The sequence below is a fragment of the Chromobacterium rhizoryzae genome, assembly GCF_020544465.1.
Classification (GTDB): Bacteria; Pseudomonadota; Gammaproteobacteria; order Burkholderiales; family Chromobacteriaceae; genus Chromobacterium.
On sequence record NZ_CP066126.1, the window covers coordinates 531,278 to 547,674 of the forward strand.

General features: G+C 60.9%; 15 protein-coding genes and 1 riboswitch. Of the genes, 6 read left to right on the forward strand and 9 right to left on the reverse strand.

Translation table 11 applies throughout. The features are described from left to right. Positions 1 to 102 precede the first annotated feature (102 nt). Positions 103 to 912, forward strand: coding sequence for a substrate-binding periplasmic protein (locus JC616_RS02395; RefSeq protein WP_227106555.1), 810 nt, complete (start codon positions 103 to 105; stop codon positions 910 to 912). Positions 913 to 1,070: 158 nt separating this feature from the next. Here the strand turns inward: JC616_RS02395 and JC616_RS02400 are convergent, their stop codons facing one another. From JC616_RS02400 to ribB, 5 genes are all read right to left on the reverse strand, one after another. Beyond that, positions 1,071 to 1,757: a BON domain-containing protein gene (locus tag JC616_RS02400; RefSeq protein ID WP_227106557.1), complete on the reverse strand. Its 687-nt coding sequence runs from the start codon at positions 1,755 to 1,757 to the stop codon at positions 1,071 to 1,073. Between the two features lie 300 nt (positions 1,758 to 2,057). Further along, positions 2,058 to 3,407, reverse strand: coding sequence for a sigma 54-interacting transcriptional regulator (locus JC616_RS02405; RefSeq protein ID WP_107797910.1), 1,350 nt, complete (start codon positions 3,405 to 3,407; stop codon positions 2,058 to 2,060). After that, the gene (locus tag JC616_RS02410; RefSeq protein WP_227106559.1) at positions 3,404 to 3,934 is read right to left on the reverse strand and encodes a hypothetical protein; all 531 of its coding nucleotides are present in this window, start codon (positions 3,932 to 3,934) and stop codon (positions 3,404 to 3,406) included. The genes JC616_RS02405 and JC616_RS02410 overlap by 4 nt, the downstream gene beginning before the upstream one ends. Beyond that, positions 3,931 to 5,340 (reverse strand): ATP-binding protein, encoded by a 1,410-nt coding sequence (locus JC616_RS02415; RefSeq protein ID WP_107797912.1) that lies wholly within the window; start codon positions 5,338 to 5,340, stop codon positions 3,931 to 3,933. The genes JC616_RS02410 and JC616_RS02415 overlap by 4 nt, the downstream gene beginning before the upstream one ends. Positions 5,341 to 5,392: 52 nt before the next feature. After that, positions 5,393 to 6,052, reverse strand: a complete 660-nt coding sequence (gene ribB / locus JC616_RS02420; protein ID WP_227106561.1) for a 3,4-dihydroxy-2-butanone-4-phosphate synthase — start codon at positions 6,050 to 6,052, stop codon at positions 5,393 to 5,395. Positions 6,053 to 6,177: 125 nt separating this feature from the next. Next, positions 6,178 to 6,324, reverse strand: a riboswitch (FMN riboswitch). Positions 6,325 to 6,412: 88 nt separating this feature from the next. Between ribB and ruvB the strand changes: the two genes are divergently transcribed. Then, positions 6,413 to 7,447, forward strand: a complete 1,035-nt coding sequence (ruvB, locus tag JC616_RS02425) for a Holliday junction branch migration DNA helicase RuvB (protein ID WP_107797913.1) — start codon at positions 6,413 to 6,415, stop codon at positions 7,445 to 7,447. 117 nt (positions 7,448 to 7,564) lie between these two features. Continuing rightward, complete coding sequence (locus tag JC616_RS02430; RefSeq protein ID WP_107797914.1) at positions 7,565 to 7,972, forward strand: hypothetical protein; 408 nt, start codon at positions 7,565 to 7,567, stop codon at positions 7,970 to 7,972. A 48-nt stretch (positions 7,973 to 8,020) separates the two neighbouring features. Here the strand turns inward: JC616_RS02430 and JC616_RS02435 are convergent, their stop codons facing one another. The 4 genes from JC616_RS02435 to JC616_RS02450 all read right to left on the reverse strand — a co-directional run bounded on the left by JC616_RS02435 (position 8,021) and on the right by JC616_RS02450 (position 13,439). Beyond that, a complete protein-coding gene (locus JC616_RS02435) occupies positions 8,021 to 9,094 on the reverse strand; it encodes an ABC transporter substrate-binding protein (protein ID WP_227106563.1) in 1,074 nt (357 codons plus the stop codon). Positions 9,095 to 9,173: 79 nt separating this feature from the next. Next, positions 9,174 to 10,292, reverse strand: a complete 1,119-nt coding sequence (proB, locus tag JC616_RS02440) for a glutamate 5-kinase (RefSeq protein ID WP_107797916.1) — start codon at positions 10,290 to 10,292, stop codon at positions 9,174 to 9,176. Between the two features lie 189 nt (positions 10,293 to 10,481). Continuing rightward, positions 10,482 to 11,984 (reverse strand): hypothetical protein, encoded by a 1,503-nt coding sequence (locus JC616_RS02445; protein WP_227106564.1) that lies wholly within the window; start codon positions 11,982 to 11,984, stop codon positions 10,482 to 10,484. A gap of 102 nt (positions 11,985 to 12,086) precedes the next feature. Continuing rightward, positions 12,087 to 13,439, reverse strand: a complete 1,353-nt coding sequence (locus tag JC616_RS02450; protein ID WP_227106566.1) for an adenosylmethionine--8-amino-7-oxononanoate transaminase — start codon at positions 13,437 to 13,439, stop codon at positions 12,087 to 12,089. A gap of 192 nt (positions 13,440 to 13,631) precedes the next feature. Between JC616_RS02450 and JC616_RS02460 the strand changes: the two genes are divergently transcribed. The 3 genes from JC616_RS02460 to JC616_RS02475 are packed head-to-tail and all read left to right on the forward strand — an operon-like array spanning position 13,632 to position 16,397. Further along, positions 13,632 to 14,054, forward strand: a complete 423-nt coding sequence (locus JC616_RS02460) for a pilin (protein ID WP_319792917.1) — start codon at positions 13,632 to 13,634, stop codon at positions 14,052 to 14,054. Positions 14,055 to 14,073: 19 nt separating this feature from the next. Beyond that, positions 14,074 to 14,526 carry a pilin gene (locus JC616_RS24490; RefSeq protein WP_256477540.1) on the forward strand — a complete coding sequence of 151 codons (453 nt, stop codon included), beginning with the start codon at positions 14,074 to 14,076 and terminating at the stop codon, positions 14,524 to 14,526. Between the two features lie 53 nt (positions 14,527 to 14,579). Beyond that, complete coding sequence (locus tag JC616_RS02475; protein WP_227106568.1) at positions 14,580 to 16,397, forward strand: PglL family O-oligosaccharyltransferase; 1,818 nt, start codon at positions 14,580 to 14,582, stop codon at positions 16,395 to 16,397.

Here is a 16,397-nt window from a genome sequence, read left to right on the forward strand (position 1 = left end):
ACGCGAGCCGGCTCTTAAAGCCGGCGGCGCTTTGCCTATAGTGGGGAGTGCCGTGCGCTGGGCATGGCGATGAATCCGGCATGGCCGGGAGGCGTACCCACCGTGAAAACAGGACTGGCGCGAGCATGTCTGTTGCTGGCGGCCTGCTGGGCCGGCGGCGCTCATGGCGGCGTGTCGTGTCCGCAGCGGCCGATCCGTTTCGCTTTTTACGAGATCGGCCAGTTCTACAGCGCCGGCCGCGGCTTGGATCGAGACGTGGCGGAGGAATTGCGGCGGCGCAGCGGTTGCGAGTTCGAGTTCGTGGTGATGCCGCGGGCTCGCATCTGGCAGGAACTGGAGGCCGGCTCGCTGGATATGACCGGTTCCGCGATCGAGACTCCGGAACGCAGCAAAATCTATTGGTTTTTCAACTACATCCAGCTGCGTCAGTACGCGATTTTATCGATAGACGTGCCCGACTCCATCCGCTCGATGGAGTCCTTCATCCAGGATGCTCCATCCAGCCGCTGGGCCATTGTGCGCAGTTACAGCACCAGCCGTTATTTCGATCCCTTGGTCTTGCAATTGGGCGTGCAGCGCCGTTTGGTGGAAGTGGCGGAGGAGGATGTCCTGTTCCGCATGCTGGACCAGCGCCGCGTTGCGGGCATTTTCTCCACGCCCATGGTGTATCGGCAGAAAATCAGACAACACGGTTTGGAAGACAGGGTGAAAGTGGCGGACTGGGAGAAGGACGACGCGCCCAGCCCGCGCAGCCTGGTGTTGACCAAGCGGGCTTTCCCCGACAGCGAAGCCAGAGCCTGGCGCCAGTTGGTTGACGGCATGAACCGCGACGGCACCATGCTGCGTCTGATCAACCGCTATATGAGCAGGGACGAAGCCGCTGCAGCGGTGTGGGCCGGCGGAAAACGATAGCGCCCGCGAATAAAAAAAGGCCGCCCAGAAGGGCGGCGAATGGAGGCGGGCACACTTGCGTGCGTTCCTTGGGACGACTCCGGGTAAAGCGAGGGTCGGCGCTGCTGTACTTAGGGCAAGCGAGCCAGACGGGCAGCGCGCCGACGAACTAGAGGGGTTTAGCCTGCGGCTTTGAGGGTGACGTTGGTGCGAACCGCGGTCACGCCCGGCACGCGGGAGGCTTCTTCGGCTACGCGGCGCAGCGCTTCTTCGCTGGGCGCGGTGCCGCTCAGGGTGACTTCGCCGGCCTTCACGCTGGTCTGGATATTGGCGCCAACCTGGGCTGCGGCTTTGGTCACGGCTTCCTGCACCGCCTGATTCAGGCCGGCGGCGGCGCTCGGCGCGGCTTCGGCGATCAGGGCTTCAGCCGCGCTGGCGTCGCCTTTGGCGGCGGTGGCGCGTTGAGCTTGTTCGGCCGGGGCGCTGGCGTCGCCCTTGGCGGCGGTGGCGCGTTGAGCTTGTTCGGCCGGGGCGCTGGCGTCGCCTTTGGCGGCGGTGGCGCGTTGAGCTTGTTCAGCCGGGGCGCTGGCGTCAGCCTTGGCGGCGGTGGCGCGTTGAGCTTGTTCGGCCGGTGCGCTGGCGTCGCCCTTGGCGGCGGTGGCGCGTTGAGCTTGTTCGGCCGGAGCGCTGGCGTCGCCCTTGGCGGCGGTGGCGCGTTGAGCTTGTTCGGCCGGAGCGCTGGCATCGCCCTTGGCGGCGGTGGCGCGTTGAGCTTGTTCAGCCGGAGCGCTGGCGTCTTGAGCCGCCCAGCTGGCGCCGGCGAACAGGGAAGTCATCAGAGCAATGGCAAGAGTGGATTTCTTCATGGGATTAACCTTTTCGAGAGAGTGAGTCACATCGCTTGCGCTTGAGTCTGCCGCGCTTCGATCATTTGCGCTTTCCCTATGGCAAAAGGCGTGCCAGCTTTGGTTTTTTCTTATTTTTCAAAGCCTTGTGCTTTTTTTGGCTTGAGTTCGCTTGCAGGAAGCGGCCATTCTGTCGCCGTTAGGCGACAGAATGTCGGTGGAGATGGGCAGGGCTTTGATTTGCTTGGGATTTTGCCTGTCGCCGATCGGCGACAGGCGTAGAGGCGCTCCGTTTCCGTCACGCCGATCGCGTCGCCGTGCTTATTCCAGCTTGAAGGCGGCCGGCGTCAGTTCGTGTTTTTGCAGCAAGCGGTAAAACTCGGTGCGGTTGCGGTCCGCCAGGCGCGCGGCGTCGCTGACATTGCCGCCGGTCAGCCGCAACAGGCGTTCCAGATAGTCGCGTTCGAATTGCCGCTTGGCTTCCGCCAGCGTCGGAATCGCGCTTTCTTCACTGGCGACGGCTTTCTGTACTTGCGCCAGCGTTACCAAAGAGCCGGTGGTCAGCACGCAACATTGTTCAACCACATTGGCCAATTGTCGGATATTGCCCGGCCAGGGCGCCGCGCTCAGGTATTCCAGCGCGTCGGCGGCGAAACCGCTGACGGCCTTTTGATAGCGGGTGGCGATTTTTTCCAGGAAATGCGCGGCCAGCAGAGGAATGTCTTCGCGGCGTTCCGCCAGCGGCGGCAGGCGCAGCGACACCACGTTCAGGCGGTAGAACAGGTCCTCTCGGAAGCTGCCTTCCTGAATCAGCGCTTCCAGCTCGCGATGCGTGGCCGACACCAGACGGATATCCACCGGGGTCGCCCGCGTCGCGCCGACCGGACGCACCTCGCGCTCTTGCAGCACGCGCAGCAGTTTGACCTGCAGCGGCGGCGGCATATCGCCGATCTCGTCCAGGAACAGGGTGCCGCCGTCCGCCTGTTGGATCAGGCCGGTCTGGCGCGCGTTGGCGCCGGTGAACGAGCCTTTTTCATGGCCGAACAATTCGCTTTCCAGCAGATTGTCCGGAATCGCCCCGCAGTTGACCGCGATGAAGGGCTGGCCGGCGCGCGGGCTGGCCAGGTGGATGGCCTTGGCCAGCACTTCCTTGCCGGTGCCGCTTTCGCCGCGCAAGAGCACGCTGGCGCCGGTGGCGGCGACCATGCGGGCCTCGGCCAGCAGTTCCTCCATCGCCGGGCTGCGGCTGACCAGGCCGGAGCGCCAGCCGGCGGCGGCTTGATCGACCGCGCGTCCGGGGCCCGCCAGCGATAGCCCTTGGGCCACCTTGTCCAGCAGCGCCTTGCCGTCGAAGGGTTTGACCAGATAGCCGAATACGCCGCGGCTGACCGCTTCCACGGCGTCCGGCACCGTGCCGTGGGCGGTCAGCAGAATCACCGGCATCGCGGGGTAGCGCTGGCGGACTTGCTCAAACAGCTCCAGACCATCCATGCCGGGCAGGCGCCAGTCCGTCAGCAGCAAGTCGGCACGGCGGGCCGCCAGCGCGTTCAAGGCCGCTTCGGCGCTATCCAGCGCTTCGACCTCGTAGCCGGCGGCGCCGAGGCGAAGGCCGAGCAAGCGCAACAGATCGGGATCGTCGTCCACCAAGACGATGCGGGCGATGGCGCTCATGGCTGGCCTCCTTTGGTTTTGCTGGGTTTCAGCTGGAGTTCGCGCTCGACTTCGCGCAAGGCGTTGAGCTTGCCGTTCAAGTCGTCGTAGCGTTTTTGCAGATCGCGGTTCTGCGCCTGCTGTCGCTCCAGCGCTTCCGCCAGCTTGCGTCTTTCCTGCAGCTGTTGAAGCGGCAGCCGCGCAAGACCCTGGCTGGCGGGGTCCAGATTATCGGTTTTGGCGAGCAGACTTTCCAATTGGGCCTGCAGTTTTTGAACATCGGCGCGGCTCTCCGCCGTCTGCGCCTGTTGCAGCAGAGTCAGCAAGCGGGCGCTGCCGCAGCTTTCCCGTCCGGCCAGGCTCAGCGCCTGGATTTCCCGCGTCTGGCTCAGCAGCAGCAGGATCTGGTTGGCGTCCGGGCAACGTATGATGGGCGCGGCGGGCACGGCGACCGGCTGGCCTTGATGAGCGCAGGCGCTCAGGGCCAGCAGGCCGCACAGCCAAAGCAGCCGGCGCGTGTTGAGGGCCCAAAAGCGAGATGTCTTCATGTCTTGTTCTCCGGTTCCGGCCACTGCAGGCGGAAGCAGGCGCCGGCCTGAGGTTTGGATTCCAGCGTCAGTTCGCCGCGCATCAATTGGGCGAAGCCGCGCGCCATCGCCAGGCCCAGCCCGGTGCCGGGCAGTTCGCCCGGCGGCGGCGAGCCGCTCCAGAACGGTTCGAAAATTTTTTCCCGATAGGCGTCCGGCACTCCGGGGCCTTGATCGCGGATTTCCAGCCAGACGCCGCCGGCGTCGCGGCCGTGGCGCAGGCTCAAGGCGCTGCCGGCGGGGCTGTGGCGGATGGCGTTGATCAATAGATTGTCCAGAATGGTTTCCACTTTGGAGCGGTCGCCGTTGACCCGGTCCGCATCGCCCAGGACGTCGGCGGCCAGGCGTTTGGCCTGCAATAGCGGACGGCTGGCCTGCAGCCGCTCCGCAATCAGCGCCGGCAGGTCGAAGGTTTCCACGGTCAGCGTCTCGGACAGCCATTGGCCGGCATCATAGCGCAATAAGGCTTCCACGCGCTGACGCAGGGTTTGCGCATTGTTCTGCAGGATGGCGACGATCTCCTGCTGCTGCGCGGACAGCTGTCCTATCACTTCTTCGCGCAGCAGCGCGGCGGCTTCGTGGATGGCGGCCAGCGGCGTTTTCAGCTCATGGGACGCTTGGCGGAAGAAACGGCCTTTCTGTTCTTCCAGCGCCGCCAACCGGCGGTCTAGCTGGGCCAGCTCGCGCGCCAGACGCTGCAGGTCGGCGGGGCCGGACTGGCGCCAGTCCTGCAGCCGCGCCCCGTCGCTCATCCGCGCGATCTTGGCTTGCAGCTTGCGCAGCGGCCAGCTGATCAACAAGGTCATCGCCAGCGCCAGCGCCAGCGCGGAGGCCAGCGACAGCCAGGCCAGGCGGTCGGCGGTGCGGCGCATTTCCGTGATCGAGTCCTGCCATTGGCGCTGGCTTTGTTCCAGTTGGCGGTTGATCAATTGGCCTTGCGCGGTCAGGTGCAGGTCCAGCTGGCGGAACAAGCGGTCGCGTTGCGCGCCGGCGCGCGCCGGCAGGGCCTGGAGTTGCGGCTGGATCGCCAGAATGGCCCGGGCGCTGAGCGTCAACTCGTCGTCGTCGCCGCGTTGCAATTTGCGTTGCGCCAGCTCGATCTCCTGCCAGGCGCCGGCGGCGGTTTTGGCCAGCGCGCGGTCTTTCAGGATTTGAGCCTGGCGGGTGGCGCGTTCGAATTGAATGGATTGCTCGCGCGACACGCGGTTGGCGTCCAGCCATTCCTTGGCTTGCTCCTGATGCGAGCGCAGCGTGGAGGCGGCGTGTCCCAGCTCGTTGCGCAGCTGGATCAGCACGGCCGAGGGCACGACGGCGACGATCAGAAAGCTGGCCAGCAACAGGCTGCGGAATGAAACGAAACGAAGCATGATGGGGTCGGCGTCGACGCCGCGGGCGCAGGCCCGCGGCTAAGGGCAAAGATCAAGCAGACAGCGGAGCGGCGGCTAAGTTCTGGCGGGAAATCCATTCAGCCAGTTCGGCCACGCTCAGAACGGGCAGCGCGTGCGTTTGAGCGTAGTCCGCGATTTGCGCGCCGCGCATCATGCTGCCGTCGGGGTTCATCAGCTCGCAGAGCACGCCGGCGGGCTGGAAGCCGGCCAGGCGCGCCAGTTCCACCGCGGCCTCGGTATGGCCTCGGCGGCTCAGCACGCCGCCGGCGGCGGCCACCAGCGGGAAGACATGGCCGGGGCTGACCACGTCGTCCGCCTGCGCTTGCCGGTGGACGGCGGCCTGGATGGTGCGCACCCGGTCGGCGGCGGACACGCCGGTGGACACGCCCTGGGCGGCTTCTATGCTGACGGTGAAGGCGGTGCCGTAGCGGCTGCCGTTGCGTTGCGTCATCGGCGGCAATTGCAGCCGGGCGGCGTGCTCGGCGGTCAGGCACAGGCAGACGATGCCGCTGCAATCGCGGATCAGACGCGCCATTTCGGCCTCGCTCAGCGCGTCGGCGGCCAGGATCAGGTCGGCCTCGTTCTCGCGGTCGTGATCATCGGGAACAATGACCGGCAGACCGCGGCGCAAGGCGTTCAGCGCCGCTTCTACGCGTTGGGACAAGATGTCGGGGTGTGTGGCGATACTCATGGAAACGGTCCTCGGGTCGTTTGAGAAACAGGTTCCAGGGCGTGAAAAGGGCCGGCGCAAGCCAACCCGCGCGCACCAGCGCGCAGCGAACACGCCGCGGCCGCGCGTAGCGCGGCAGGCGGCCATGTCGTCTTCTCTCATCCGGACTATTACCGTCGGCTCTGGCCTGTCACCAGATCTGCTGACCTTCCGCCGGGAAGCGGAAGCGCTCGCGGGCTCGATCTTGCGATCATACCGCCGGTGGGGAATTGCACCCCGCCCTGAAGACGTTGCGTTGGCCCGCGATGATGGGCGGGCCAGCGGCGATTATAGCGCGGTGGTAAGATTGGGCATTCGTTTTTTTGGCCGGCGGCTGACACCATGATTGAAACCGACAACCTGTACGGCGGCGCGCCCGAGCCGCGCATCGTCACCCAGCAAAGCCTGTCCAGCCAGGAGGAGGCGCTGGAGCGCGCCTTGCGGCCAAAGCAGCTGGACGAGTACGTCGGCCAGAAGAAGGCGCGCGAACAGCTGGAAATCTTCATCGAAGCGGCCAAGCGCCGCAGCGAAGCGCTGGACCACGTGCTGCTGTTCGGCCCGCCCGGCCTGGGCAAGACCACGCTGGCGCACATCGTCGCCCGCGAAATGGGGGTGAATCTGCGCCAGACCTCGGGGCCGGTGCTGGAGCGGGCGGGCGATCTGGCCGCCTTGCTGACCAATCTGGAACCGCACGATGTGCTGTTCATCGACGAGATCCACCGGCTGAGCCCGGTGGTGGAGGAAATCCTCTATCCGGCGCTGGAGGATTATCAGATCGACATCATGATAGGCGAGGGGCCGGCGGCGCGTTCGGTCAAGATCGATCTGCCGCCGTTCACCCTGGTGGGGGCCACCACCCGCGCCGGCATGCTGACCAATCCGCTGCGCGACCGTTTCGGCATCGTCGCGCGGCTAGAGTTCTACAACGCGGAGGAACTGACCCGCATCGTCAGCCGTTCCGCCGGCTTGTTGAACGTCAAGCTGGCCGACGACGGCGCGTTCGAAGTGGCGCGCCGCAGCCGCGGTACGCCGCGCATCGCCAACCGGTTGCTGCGCCGGGTGCGGGATTACGCCGAGGTCCGGGCCGACGGGGTGGTCAGCGCCCAGGTGGCGGACGCCGCGCTGGCGATGCTGGACGTGGACCCGGCCGGCCTGGACGTCATGGACCGCAAACTGCTGCAAGCCATTCTGGAGAAGTTCTCCGGCGGGCCGGTGGGGCTGGACAACGTCGCGGCCGCCATCGGCGAATCCACCGACACCATAGAAGACGTGATCGAGCCCTTCCTGATTCAGCAAGGCTATCTGCAGCGCACTCCGCGCGGCCGGATGGCGACGGCGCTGGCCTATCAGCACTTTGGGCTGCCGTTGCGGGATTGACGCGCCGGCCGGCGCTGTCGCTTGCGCGCAGCAGCATGGCCATCCCTTGATCGCCGCCGCCGCCGCGCGGGCGTACAATGCCTGCTTTCACGCATTCCGCTGCGGCGGGGGATGATTATGTTCTACGCTTTGTTCGGCCTGACCTTGGCGGTGGCGATCGCCACTTCGATTTTCACCGCGCGCTTTTTCGATCCGGCGGTCAACAAGATTCTGGCGCGAGTCCTGGGACGGGATTTGACCGATGCCTGGCGCAAGTACATTTTCTTCGCCATCGTGGTCACCGGCGTGTCCGGCGGCGTGCGGCAGTGGGCGCTGGAGAAGTATCTGCCGCCGGCGGCGGGCAAGGGCAGCACGGTGATGGAGCTGACCGGCGAACGCTGGTTGCTGGAGCTGTTCAATACCTTCATCGACACCCTGCGCTCGATTGCCTGGGTGATGTTGTTGTTCTTCCTGTGCGCGATGCTGGCCTATGTGATCATGAAGGCGGTGGAGATGCGCAAAGGCGAGCAGGCCTCCGACGAATGAAAAAATCCCGGTCCATGACCGGGATTTTTCTTTGAAGCGCGGCGCGGCTCAGCGGCCGATTTTGATTTGCGACCACAAGCGGTTCAGATCGCGACGGGATTTCACGTCCAGATCTTTCAGCGCCACGTATTTGCCCTTGGCCGGCTCCAGCATGATCACCGGATTGGCCTTGATCTGCGGTTTGAAGAAGGCCTCGGCCGCCTTGACCGGATTGGTTGCGCCGATCTGGTTGGAAATCTCGGCGGCGTTCTTGCCGTCCAGCATGAAATTGATGAAGCGGTGCGCCAGGTCCGGACGCGGGGCGTCCTTCAACACCACCATATTATCCACCGCCAGGATATTGCCTTCTTTCTGCGGCTGGTAAGCCAGCTTGAACGGGCGTTTGGCGTGCTGCGCGTCCTGCTGCGCCTGGAACAGATCGTTGGAATAGCCGTGTGCCACCCAGATATTGCCGACGGTCAGCTCTTTGATATAGCTCTGGTTGTTGAAGGCGGCCCAATAGGGCTTGGCTTTGCGGATCACGTCGGCCGCGGCCTTCCAGTCTGCTGGCTGGACGGAGTTGGCGTCCTTGCCCAGATAGAGCAGGGCGGCGGACATCAGTTCGCGCTGAGAATCCAGCACGGTGACCCTGCCCTTGATCTTGGTCAGCACCGCCGGATCGAAGATCAGCGCCCAGCTGTTGGCCTGCGGCAGCACGCCGGCTTTTTGCAACTGGGTTTCGTTGTAGCCTAGCAAGGTCAGCGACACCACGGTGGGCGCGGCCACCTTGTTGCCGGCGTCGAACGGCGCGTTCAAGTTCAGATAGCCGGCATTGAGGTTTTTCCAGTTGGGCAGCAGCGCCTTGTTCAGCGGCTGGGTCTTGCCCTGCTTGATCAGCGTGCTGACGGCGAAGGCGGTGGGAAACACCATGTCGTAGCCTTTGGCGCCGGCGGCCAGCTTGGCCAGCATTTCCTCGTTGTCCCCGTAATAGTCCTGCACTAGCCTGCATTTGCACGATTGTTCGAAACGCTTGGCGGTGTCTGCGGACAAGGCGTTGTTCCAGTTGTAGATATGGAGTACGTCCTCGGCCATTGCCGAGCCCCAAGTCAGAGCCAGAAGCGCCGAAAGGGCCAGCTTTTTCATACGCGTGAATCCTTAAGTTCAAAGAATGGGAGGGTAAAAAGGGAAGCGGAGCGAAGGCGCCGCGGCGCCTCCGCCTCCGTCACAGCGCGACCATATTGTCGCGATGGATCAGTTCCGGTTCGATCATGTAGCCGAGCGCGGCCTCGATCTCGCGGGTGGGTTTTTGCATGATGGTGCGCGCTTCGCTGGAGCTGTAGTTGACCAGGCCGCGCGCCACTTCCTTGCCTTCCTGATCGACGCAGGCCACCGCCTCGCCGCGCAGGAAGTCGCCTTCCACTGCGCAAACGCCGATAGGCAGCAGGCTGGTGCCGCGTTCCCGCACCGCCAGCGCCGCGCCGGCGTCCAGCACCAGACGGCCGGACAGCTTCAGATGATCCGCCAGCCATTGCTTGCGCGCCGCCATGCGGCTGGTGGGCGGCAGCAACTGGGTGCCGATGCCTTCGCCGTCCGCCAGGCGCGACAGCACTTGATGCTCGCGGCCGCAGGCGATCACGGTGGCCGCGCCGCTACGCGCCGCGCGCTTGGCGGCGAGAATCTTGGTGATCATGCCGCCGGTGCCCACGCTGGAACCGGCGCCGCCGGCCATCTCTTCCAGCCGGGCTTCGCCGGCGACGGCTTCGTGGATGAATTCCGCGTCCGGGTGTTTGCGCGGGTCCGCGCTGTACAGGCCTTGCTGATCGGTGAGAATGATCAGCGCGTCGGCCTCGATCAGATTGGTCACCAGCGCGCCCAGGGTGTCGTTGTCGCCGAAGCGGATTTCGTCGGTGACGACGGTGTCGTTCTCGTTGATGATGGGCACCGCGTTCAGGTTCAACAGGCTGGTCAGCGTGGAGCGGGCGTTCAGGTAACGGGTGCGGTCGGCCAGGTCCTCGTGGGTCAGCAGGATTTGCGCGGTTTGCAGGCCAAAGCCGCGGAAGGCGGTTTCGTAGGCCTGGCACAGGCCCATCTGGCCGACCGCCGCCGCGGCCTGCAATTCGTGCACGCCCTTGGGGCGCACGGTCCAGCCCAAGCGCTGGCAGCCCTCGGCGATCGCGCCGCTGGAAACCAGCACCACCTGCTTGCCGCGCCGCTTCAGCTCGGCGATCTCCGCGGCCCAGCGATCAAGCGCCGCCCTGTCCAGGCCCTTGCCGTCATTGGTGACGAGACTGGAGCCGACCTTGACCACAATCCGGTCTGCGGCGTGAATAACCGAGCGCATCCAAAACTCCATAAGTCGAAAACGATAGATGCGGGGGAGTGTACCCGAAAAAGCGGGGGGCGGACCGTCTCCAGCGGCGAGGGCGTCCGCCGGCGGCCAAGCGACGGCGCCAGCCCGTTGATTACAAGGGCTTTGATCCGGACCGCGGCATCCGGCCGGCCAGGCGGCACGATAAAAGCTTGATCTGGATCAGAAATGCTCGCTGTCGCGGTATTCCATGATCTGGAACAGCGGAGTCTGCGCGTGCAGACGCGACACCCGGATCAGGCTTTCCCGTTCGCCGTCGTGCAGGCGGAATTCGCGCAACTGGCTATACGGGCGTCCCGCCATCAACAGCAGTTTGGGCGCGCCGGCAGGCGTGGCCAGCAGCAAGACGAACTGAAAGCTGTCGCCGGGATGGGTAATGCTGGGCACGGCCAGCGCGGGCCGGGGCGGCCCGCCGATGAATTCCACGCCGCATTCGATCTCCCGCCCGTCCGCGCGCAGCGCGACCCAGCGAGCGATGCCCAGCTTGGCGTTTTCCGGCTGATTGGGCGGCGTGACCAGCAGCAACTCGCCGGCGCGCAAGGATTGATCGCGCGGTTGGCCGTGCAGCAGCAAGCCGTTGTCGCTCTGGTTGGAAATAGCCAGCAAGCAGGGCGGCGGCGGCGGGCGTTGGCGCGGCGTGTCCTCTTCCGCGGCGATGCCGGGCAACTGCCAGCTCAGATCGTTGCGATGGAACCAGATGCCCGGCAGCGCGGCGACGATTTCAATAATGGTTTGGGTCTTGAGCCGCGGGTGGCGGCGGCGTTTGGGCTGATGCCACTCCTCCACCAAGAGGGACAAGAGCTGCAACTCGTCTATCATCAGGCCTTGTTGGCGATTGTTCTGCGCCTTTTGCAGCGCTTCGCGGCTTTTCTCCAGAATGTCGCGCAGCGGCTCCAGATCCAGCAGAAAGCAGCCGGGGCCCAATTTGCTTGCGGAAATCGGCAGAAAGCGCGGCGGGGAATCGATCTGTTGGTCCACCAGATAGCCGTGCACCGGCTGAGTCAAGGCTTCCACCGGGATCAGCCGGGCCTTGGCGGCCAGGTCGAAGATCAACTGCCGCGACAAGGCCTGTTCGGTGGGGGCGAGGCGATTGCTGGGCGTCAGTCCCATCAGCAGAATTTGCAGATAAATGGTCTGGATGGAGTCGTCGTTGGCCAGACCCTTGTCCTGCCAGCCGCGGCTGCTGGCGAAGATATGCAGCTGGTGGCAGTCATACCAGAAGTCCGGCGTGATCGGGCTATAACATTGCTGGCTGATGCTTAGCAACTGGCGCGCCGCCATCATGGTGTAGGCCATCAGCTCGATTTTCGGATGTTCGCGATCCAGCAGGCTGCGCTTGGCAAGGCGATCGTGCAGCGTCTGTTTGAAAGTGATGAAAATCATTGCAAACAGCTCGACGCTGAGCAAGGCCAGCTGTCGCACTTTTGGCGTGCCCAGGCTGTCGTGCTGACGAATCTCGTTTTCCAGCAGCGGGTAATAGCGGTCCACCGCTTTTAGATACAGCTTCAGCAGCTTGTGGCGCAAATGGCTGTCCAGCGGAACCCGGGACAGGTTTTGCAGGGACTGGCTCAATAAGCGTCCGCATTCGGGCAGGTCGGTGAAGGGCAGCCGCTCCAGCCATGCCGCCACACTATCCGGTTGAGTATCTATCAGCAGAGGATCCATAGTTTGTTCTGGCAGGATGAGCGGCGGCATGCAAGGCGATTCACAATGTAAATCTTGCCAAATCGCATGCTATGGGCACTCACCCCGCCATGGCAAGGAGGATCACGGCAAAGCGATGCTTTGGCCGTCGGCGGTGTTGGATGCGCGCGCCAGTTCCTCCAGCATGGCTTCGGCGGCGGCGATCAGGAAAGCCATTTCCTCGTCGGTGATCGAGTAGGGCGGCATGAAGTAAACGGTGTTGCCGATCGGACGCAGCAGGCATCCGCGGCGCAGCATCGCGGCAAAGCAGGCCTGGGCGAAATCGGCTCGAGCGGTGTCGACCTCGAAGGCCCAGATCATGCCGCGGTGACGGAAATCCCTGACATCCGGCCGTGCCCGCAAGCCAGCCATCAGCGTGTTGAAGCGCTGGGCCTTGGCGGCGTTGACGGCCAGAACATCTTCCTCCGCAAAGATATCCAGCACCGCCAGGGCCGCGGCGCAGGCCAGCGCATTGCCGGTATAGCTGTGCGAATGCAAGAAACCCCGGGTGACGTCGTCGTGATAGAAGGCCTGGTAAATCGGATCGCTGGTCAACACGCAGGAGAGCGGCAGGAAGCCGCCGGTAATGCCTTTGGACAGGCAGAGAAAGTCCGGCGTGATGTCGGCTTGCTGGTAGGCGAACAGACTGCCGGTCCGGCCAAAGCCGACGGCGATTTCATCGGCGATCAAGTGCACCTGATATTGGTCGCACAGCCGGCGCAGCTCGCTCAGATACAGCGGATCGTACATCGCCATCCCGGCCGCGCCTTGAACCAAGGGCTCCACGATGACGGCGGCCACTTCCCCCGCGTGTTTGGCCAGCAGGCTTTCCAGCGCCTGGATCGCTCTGAGCGCGGCATCGGCCGCGCTTTCTCCGGGCAGCGTGCGGCGGGCGTCCGGAGACGGCGCGCGCAGGCCCGGCTTCAGCAAGCCGGCGTAAGTGTTGGAAAACAAGGGAACGTCGGTCACGGCCAGGGCGCCGACGGTTTCTCCGTGGTAACTGTTTTCCAGGCTGATGAAGCGGGTCTTGTCCGTTTGTCTCTGGTTGCGCCAATAGTGAAAGCTCATCTTGAGCGCAATTTCCGTGGCGCTGGCGCCGTCGGATCCATAGAACACGTGGGCCAGGCCGCTGAGCTTGGCCAGACGTTCCGACAACTCCACCACAGGCTGATGCGTAAAGCCCGCCAACATCACGTGCTCCAGCTTGTCCAGCTGATCCTTGATCGCCTGCTTGATCCGAGGCTGACCATGGCCAAACAGATTGACCCACCAGGAGCTGACCCCGTCCAGATAGCGCTTGCCGTCGAAGTCGCTCAGCCAGACGCCGTCAGCGCTGGCGATGGGCACGATGGGCAAAGCCTCATGACGTTTCATCTGGGTGCAGGGGTGCCAGACGGTGTTGAAGCTGCGCTGCAGCCAGTCTTGGTTATCACTCATATCTGTTCTATGTATTCAGACTAAGCATCCGATGCTATCACAGGGATAAAGAGCGCGGACTGACCAAAAACGTCACATTTCTACCTGTTGCGCTATTTATGCTTGTCGGATTGAGTGAGATGGTGGTGGAAGAGGGGGTGGCATGGTTTCTGCATAAGTCGCTCCCTATAAAACAAGCCTTGGAGCCGAGCAATGAGGAAGGCGGCTGGTTTTACCTTGATTGAACTAATGATTGTTGTCGCCATTATCGGCATTTTGGCGGCGATTGCGATTCCGGCTTATCAGGACTATGTCATTCGTTCAAAAGTTTCTGAAGGGCTGACTTTTTTGGATCATGCAAAAACCACGGTTAGTGAGTCTTATCTAGCGAATAATACATGGCCGGCTAATAATGCTAGTGCTGGGATGCCAAGCTCTCTGTCTGGCAAGACTGTTAGTGATGTTCGAATTAGTCTAAGTAATGGGGTGAGTATCATTACTGCTACATTTCAGGCAAGTGCAGTGCCTGGGTTGACTGTAGTGTTCACCCCAAGTGTGGCAAGCGGTAATGCAGTGCAGTGGTTGTGTTCAGGGCAAGGGCAAAATATTCAATACTTACCGTCATCGTGTCGGTAATTTTTACAGGAGTTATTTTATGAAGATTCGTGTGCAACAGGGCTTTACCCTGATCGAGCTGATGATTGTCGTAGCCATCATCGGTATTCTTGCTGCAATTGCTATTCCTGCTTACCAAGATTATACGGTTCGGGCTAAAGTGACGGAAGGGCTGTCTGCAGCGGCCGCAGCAAAAACGGCTATTTCTGAAATGGCCATCTCCAATGGCTCTATGCCAAGTAATGCTTCTGGACTTGCTGCATTTACATCGCCAAGCACTAAGTATGTGTCGGGTGTAACTTATGCATTAAGCAGTTCAAATGGTGTACTAACAGTGGCGCTTAATGCTTCTGCTGTTGGTGGAAATGTAACCAGTACAGCTAATCAATTCACTTTGACAGGAACCTTGGCTAGTGGCTCGGTGGCATGGACATGTAGCGCTGGAACTTCCAACCCGATTCCATCTCAGTATCTGCCTGCAAACTGCCGCTAAGTAGTTGCGTTTATCAAGAAGGCTCCTGTGGGGGCCTTTTTTGACGGATAGCTATGTTTAAAAAATCATTTCATTGGTTTTTCTGTTTTTTGTTTTTGGCAATTATATTGCCATTTTTTAGTTTTGCTAGATTTTACCCGTTACCAGATTGGGTTTCTAGCGCAGTAGCATTGACTTTTCTTAGCCTGTGTTTGATCTGTACTTTGATCGATGACGTAAAGTTGTATCTGAGCCCGTTTGCAATTTCTCTGCTTGCTTTTGCTGTTTTAGGAGTGGCTCAAAATAAATTTGACTCTTTGGAAATAGGGCTTGTTTTTCTGCTTATTTTTCTGGTGGCATTGTGTATTCCATTTTATTTTGAAAAAAACATATCGACTTTTTTTTATATTCTATCTAGCTTTGTTTTAGTCAGCTCTCTATTGCAAGCATGCTTGGGCTGGATACAGTTGTTGGGCCTGGCCAGGGAAATGCATGGTTTAGTTTTATTTGATATGAATAATCCGGCTGGCAATATTATGGGTAATATTGGGCAGCGGAATCAGTATGCGCAATTCTTGATGTGGGGTTGCCTCTCTGCATGTTATTTACGAGCGATAGAGCGATTGGGTTGCACGGTTTTTGCTGTGAGCATAGTTGTTTTGGCATTATTGATATCCTGGACTGGTGCCAGGTTGCCTCTGGCGTATAGCTTGGGGGTGGTTTTATTGGCATGGCTATGGCTGCGGTCAAATTGTAGAAGTTGTGATGTGCGTCGAATGGCTGTGGCTATTGTATTTACAGTTTTTGTGATTATTCTGACTCAGTTATTTAGTGGGGAAATTATTGCGTTATTGAGATTTTTGGGAATTGATCTAAATACGCATAGTGGAGTGGAGCGGATTCTAGAAGGCGGGTTGGGGGCAAGAAGAAGAGTAGAGTGGGCTAAAGCATGGGATGTTTTTATGGAGCATCCTATGCTTGGTGTTGGTCTGGGGGGGTATGCAGCTGAGTCTGTTTGGGCAGAGGCTTTTTCTGGTTTTCCAAAGGTGCCAGAAAGCTGGCTTTTTACAAATAGCCATAATCTGATTTTCCAGTTGTTGGCGGAAACAGGTGGCATTGGTTTTTTGATTGTTTTGATGGGGGGTGTTTTTGGTGTTGTGCCTTACTTTAAACGAGGGAAGCAAAGCGCTGAAAATTTACTGCTGATTTCTATTCTGTCTATGATTTTGATTCATAGCTTGTTTGAGTACCCACTATGGTATCTTCCATTTTTGATTATGCTGATTGTGATTTTTTCAGCTTCTCCTATTTTTAAGTTCGAGTTAATTGTTAGGCCTGTGCTAAGGCGAGTGCTTATTGTGACCGCTGTTGTAATGTGCTGGACTTATGTGGCTACTAGTATGCCTATTTACTGGGGGATTGTGAAATATAGCAAGCCCGCGCCTTTGCTTGGCGATAGATTGGTGGCTGTCAAGGCACTTAACGTAGCCAGCCTGCATCCGTTTTGGGCATGGGATGCAGATATGGCGCTGGCGAATTATTTGCAGCCCTCCAAAGAGGAACTGCCATTAAAGTTGGCGCTGTTCGAGCGTTTGGCGCGTTATCGGCCTTATCCTAATATATTGGTTAAGCTTGCGATTTTGCGTGCTTTAAATGGAGATCCGGATAGAGCGAAGCAAGGGCTTGCAATGGCAATCGCCAGCTACCCTGAGTATGTTGCGGGTTTTATCGTTGCTCTGAGGATGCGCTCTGAGCCTGAGATCCTACCACTGCGAGAGATGGCGGAAGTTGCTGGACGGGCATATGCCAAATATCCCGCACATAGTGAGGAGGCTCAGCGTGCAGCAACAATGACCGTGGCCGCGCCCGTGACGCGCAAGCCCTTGTTTTGA

Bases quoted from the DNA above. Each gene is read 5' to 3' on its own strand.
- JC616_RS02475 (WP_227106568.1), top strand. From the start codon at position 14,580: ATGTTTAAAAAATCATTTCATTGGTTTTTCTGTTTTTTGTTTTTGGCA.
- JC616_RS02430 (WP_107797914.1), top strand. From the start codon at position 7,565: ATGTTCTACGCTTTGTTCGGCCTGACCTTGGCGGTGGCGATCGCCACT.
- ribB (WP_227106561.1), bottom strand. From the start codon at position 6,052: ATGAGTATCGCCACACACCCCGACATCTTGTCCCAACGCGTAGAAGCG.
- JC616_RS02450 (WP_227106566.1), bottom strand. From the start codon at position 13,439: ATGAGTGATAACCAAGACTGGCTGCAGCGCAGCTTCAACACCGTCTGG.
- ruvB (WP_107797913.1), top strand. From the start codon at position 6,413: ATGATTGAAACCGACAACCTGTACGGCGGCGCGCCCGAGCCGCGCATC.
- JC616_RS02435 (WP_227106563.1), bottom strand. From the start codon at position 9,094: ATGAAAAAGCTGGCCCTTTCGGCGCTTCTGGCTCTGACTTGGGGCTCG.
- JC616_RS02445 (WP_227106564.1), bottom strand. From the start codon at position 11,984: ATGGATCCTCTGCTGATAGATACTCAACCGGATAGTGTGGCGGCATGG.
- JC616_RS02415 (WP_107797912.1), bottom strand. From the start codon at position 5,340: ATGCTTCGTTTCGTTTCATTCCGCAGCCTGTTGCTGGCCAGCTTTCTG.
- proB (WP_107797916.1), bottom strand. From the start codon at position 10,292: ATGCGCTCGGTTATTCACGCCGCAGACCGGATTGTGGTCAAGGTCGGC.
- JC616_RS02410 (WP_227106559.1), bottom strand. From the start codon at position 3,934: ATGAAGACATCTCGCTTTTGGGCCCTCAACACGCGCCGGCTGCTTTGG.
- JC616_RS02400 (WP_227106557.1), bottom strand. From the start codon at position 1,757: ATGAAGAAATCCACTCTTGCCATTGCTCTGATGACTTCCCTGTTCGCC.
- JC616_RS02405 (WP_107797910.1), bottom strand. From the start codon at position 3,407: ATGAGCGCCATCGCCCGCATCGTCTTGGTGGACGACGATCCCGATCTG.
- JC616_RS02460 (WP_319792917.1), top strand. From the start codon at position 13,632: ATGAGGAAGGCGGCTGGTTTTACCTTGATTGAACTAATGATTGTTGTC.
- JC616_RS24490 (WP_256477540.1), top strand. From the start codon at position 14,074: ATGAAGATTCGTGTGCAACAGGGCTTTACCCTGATCGAGCTGATGATT.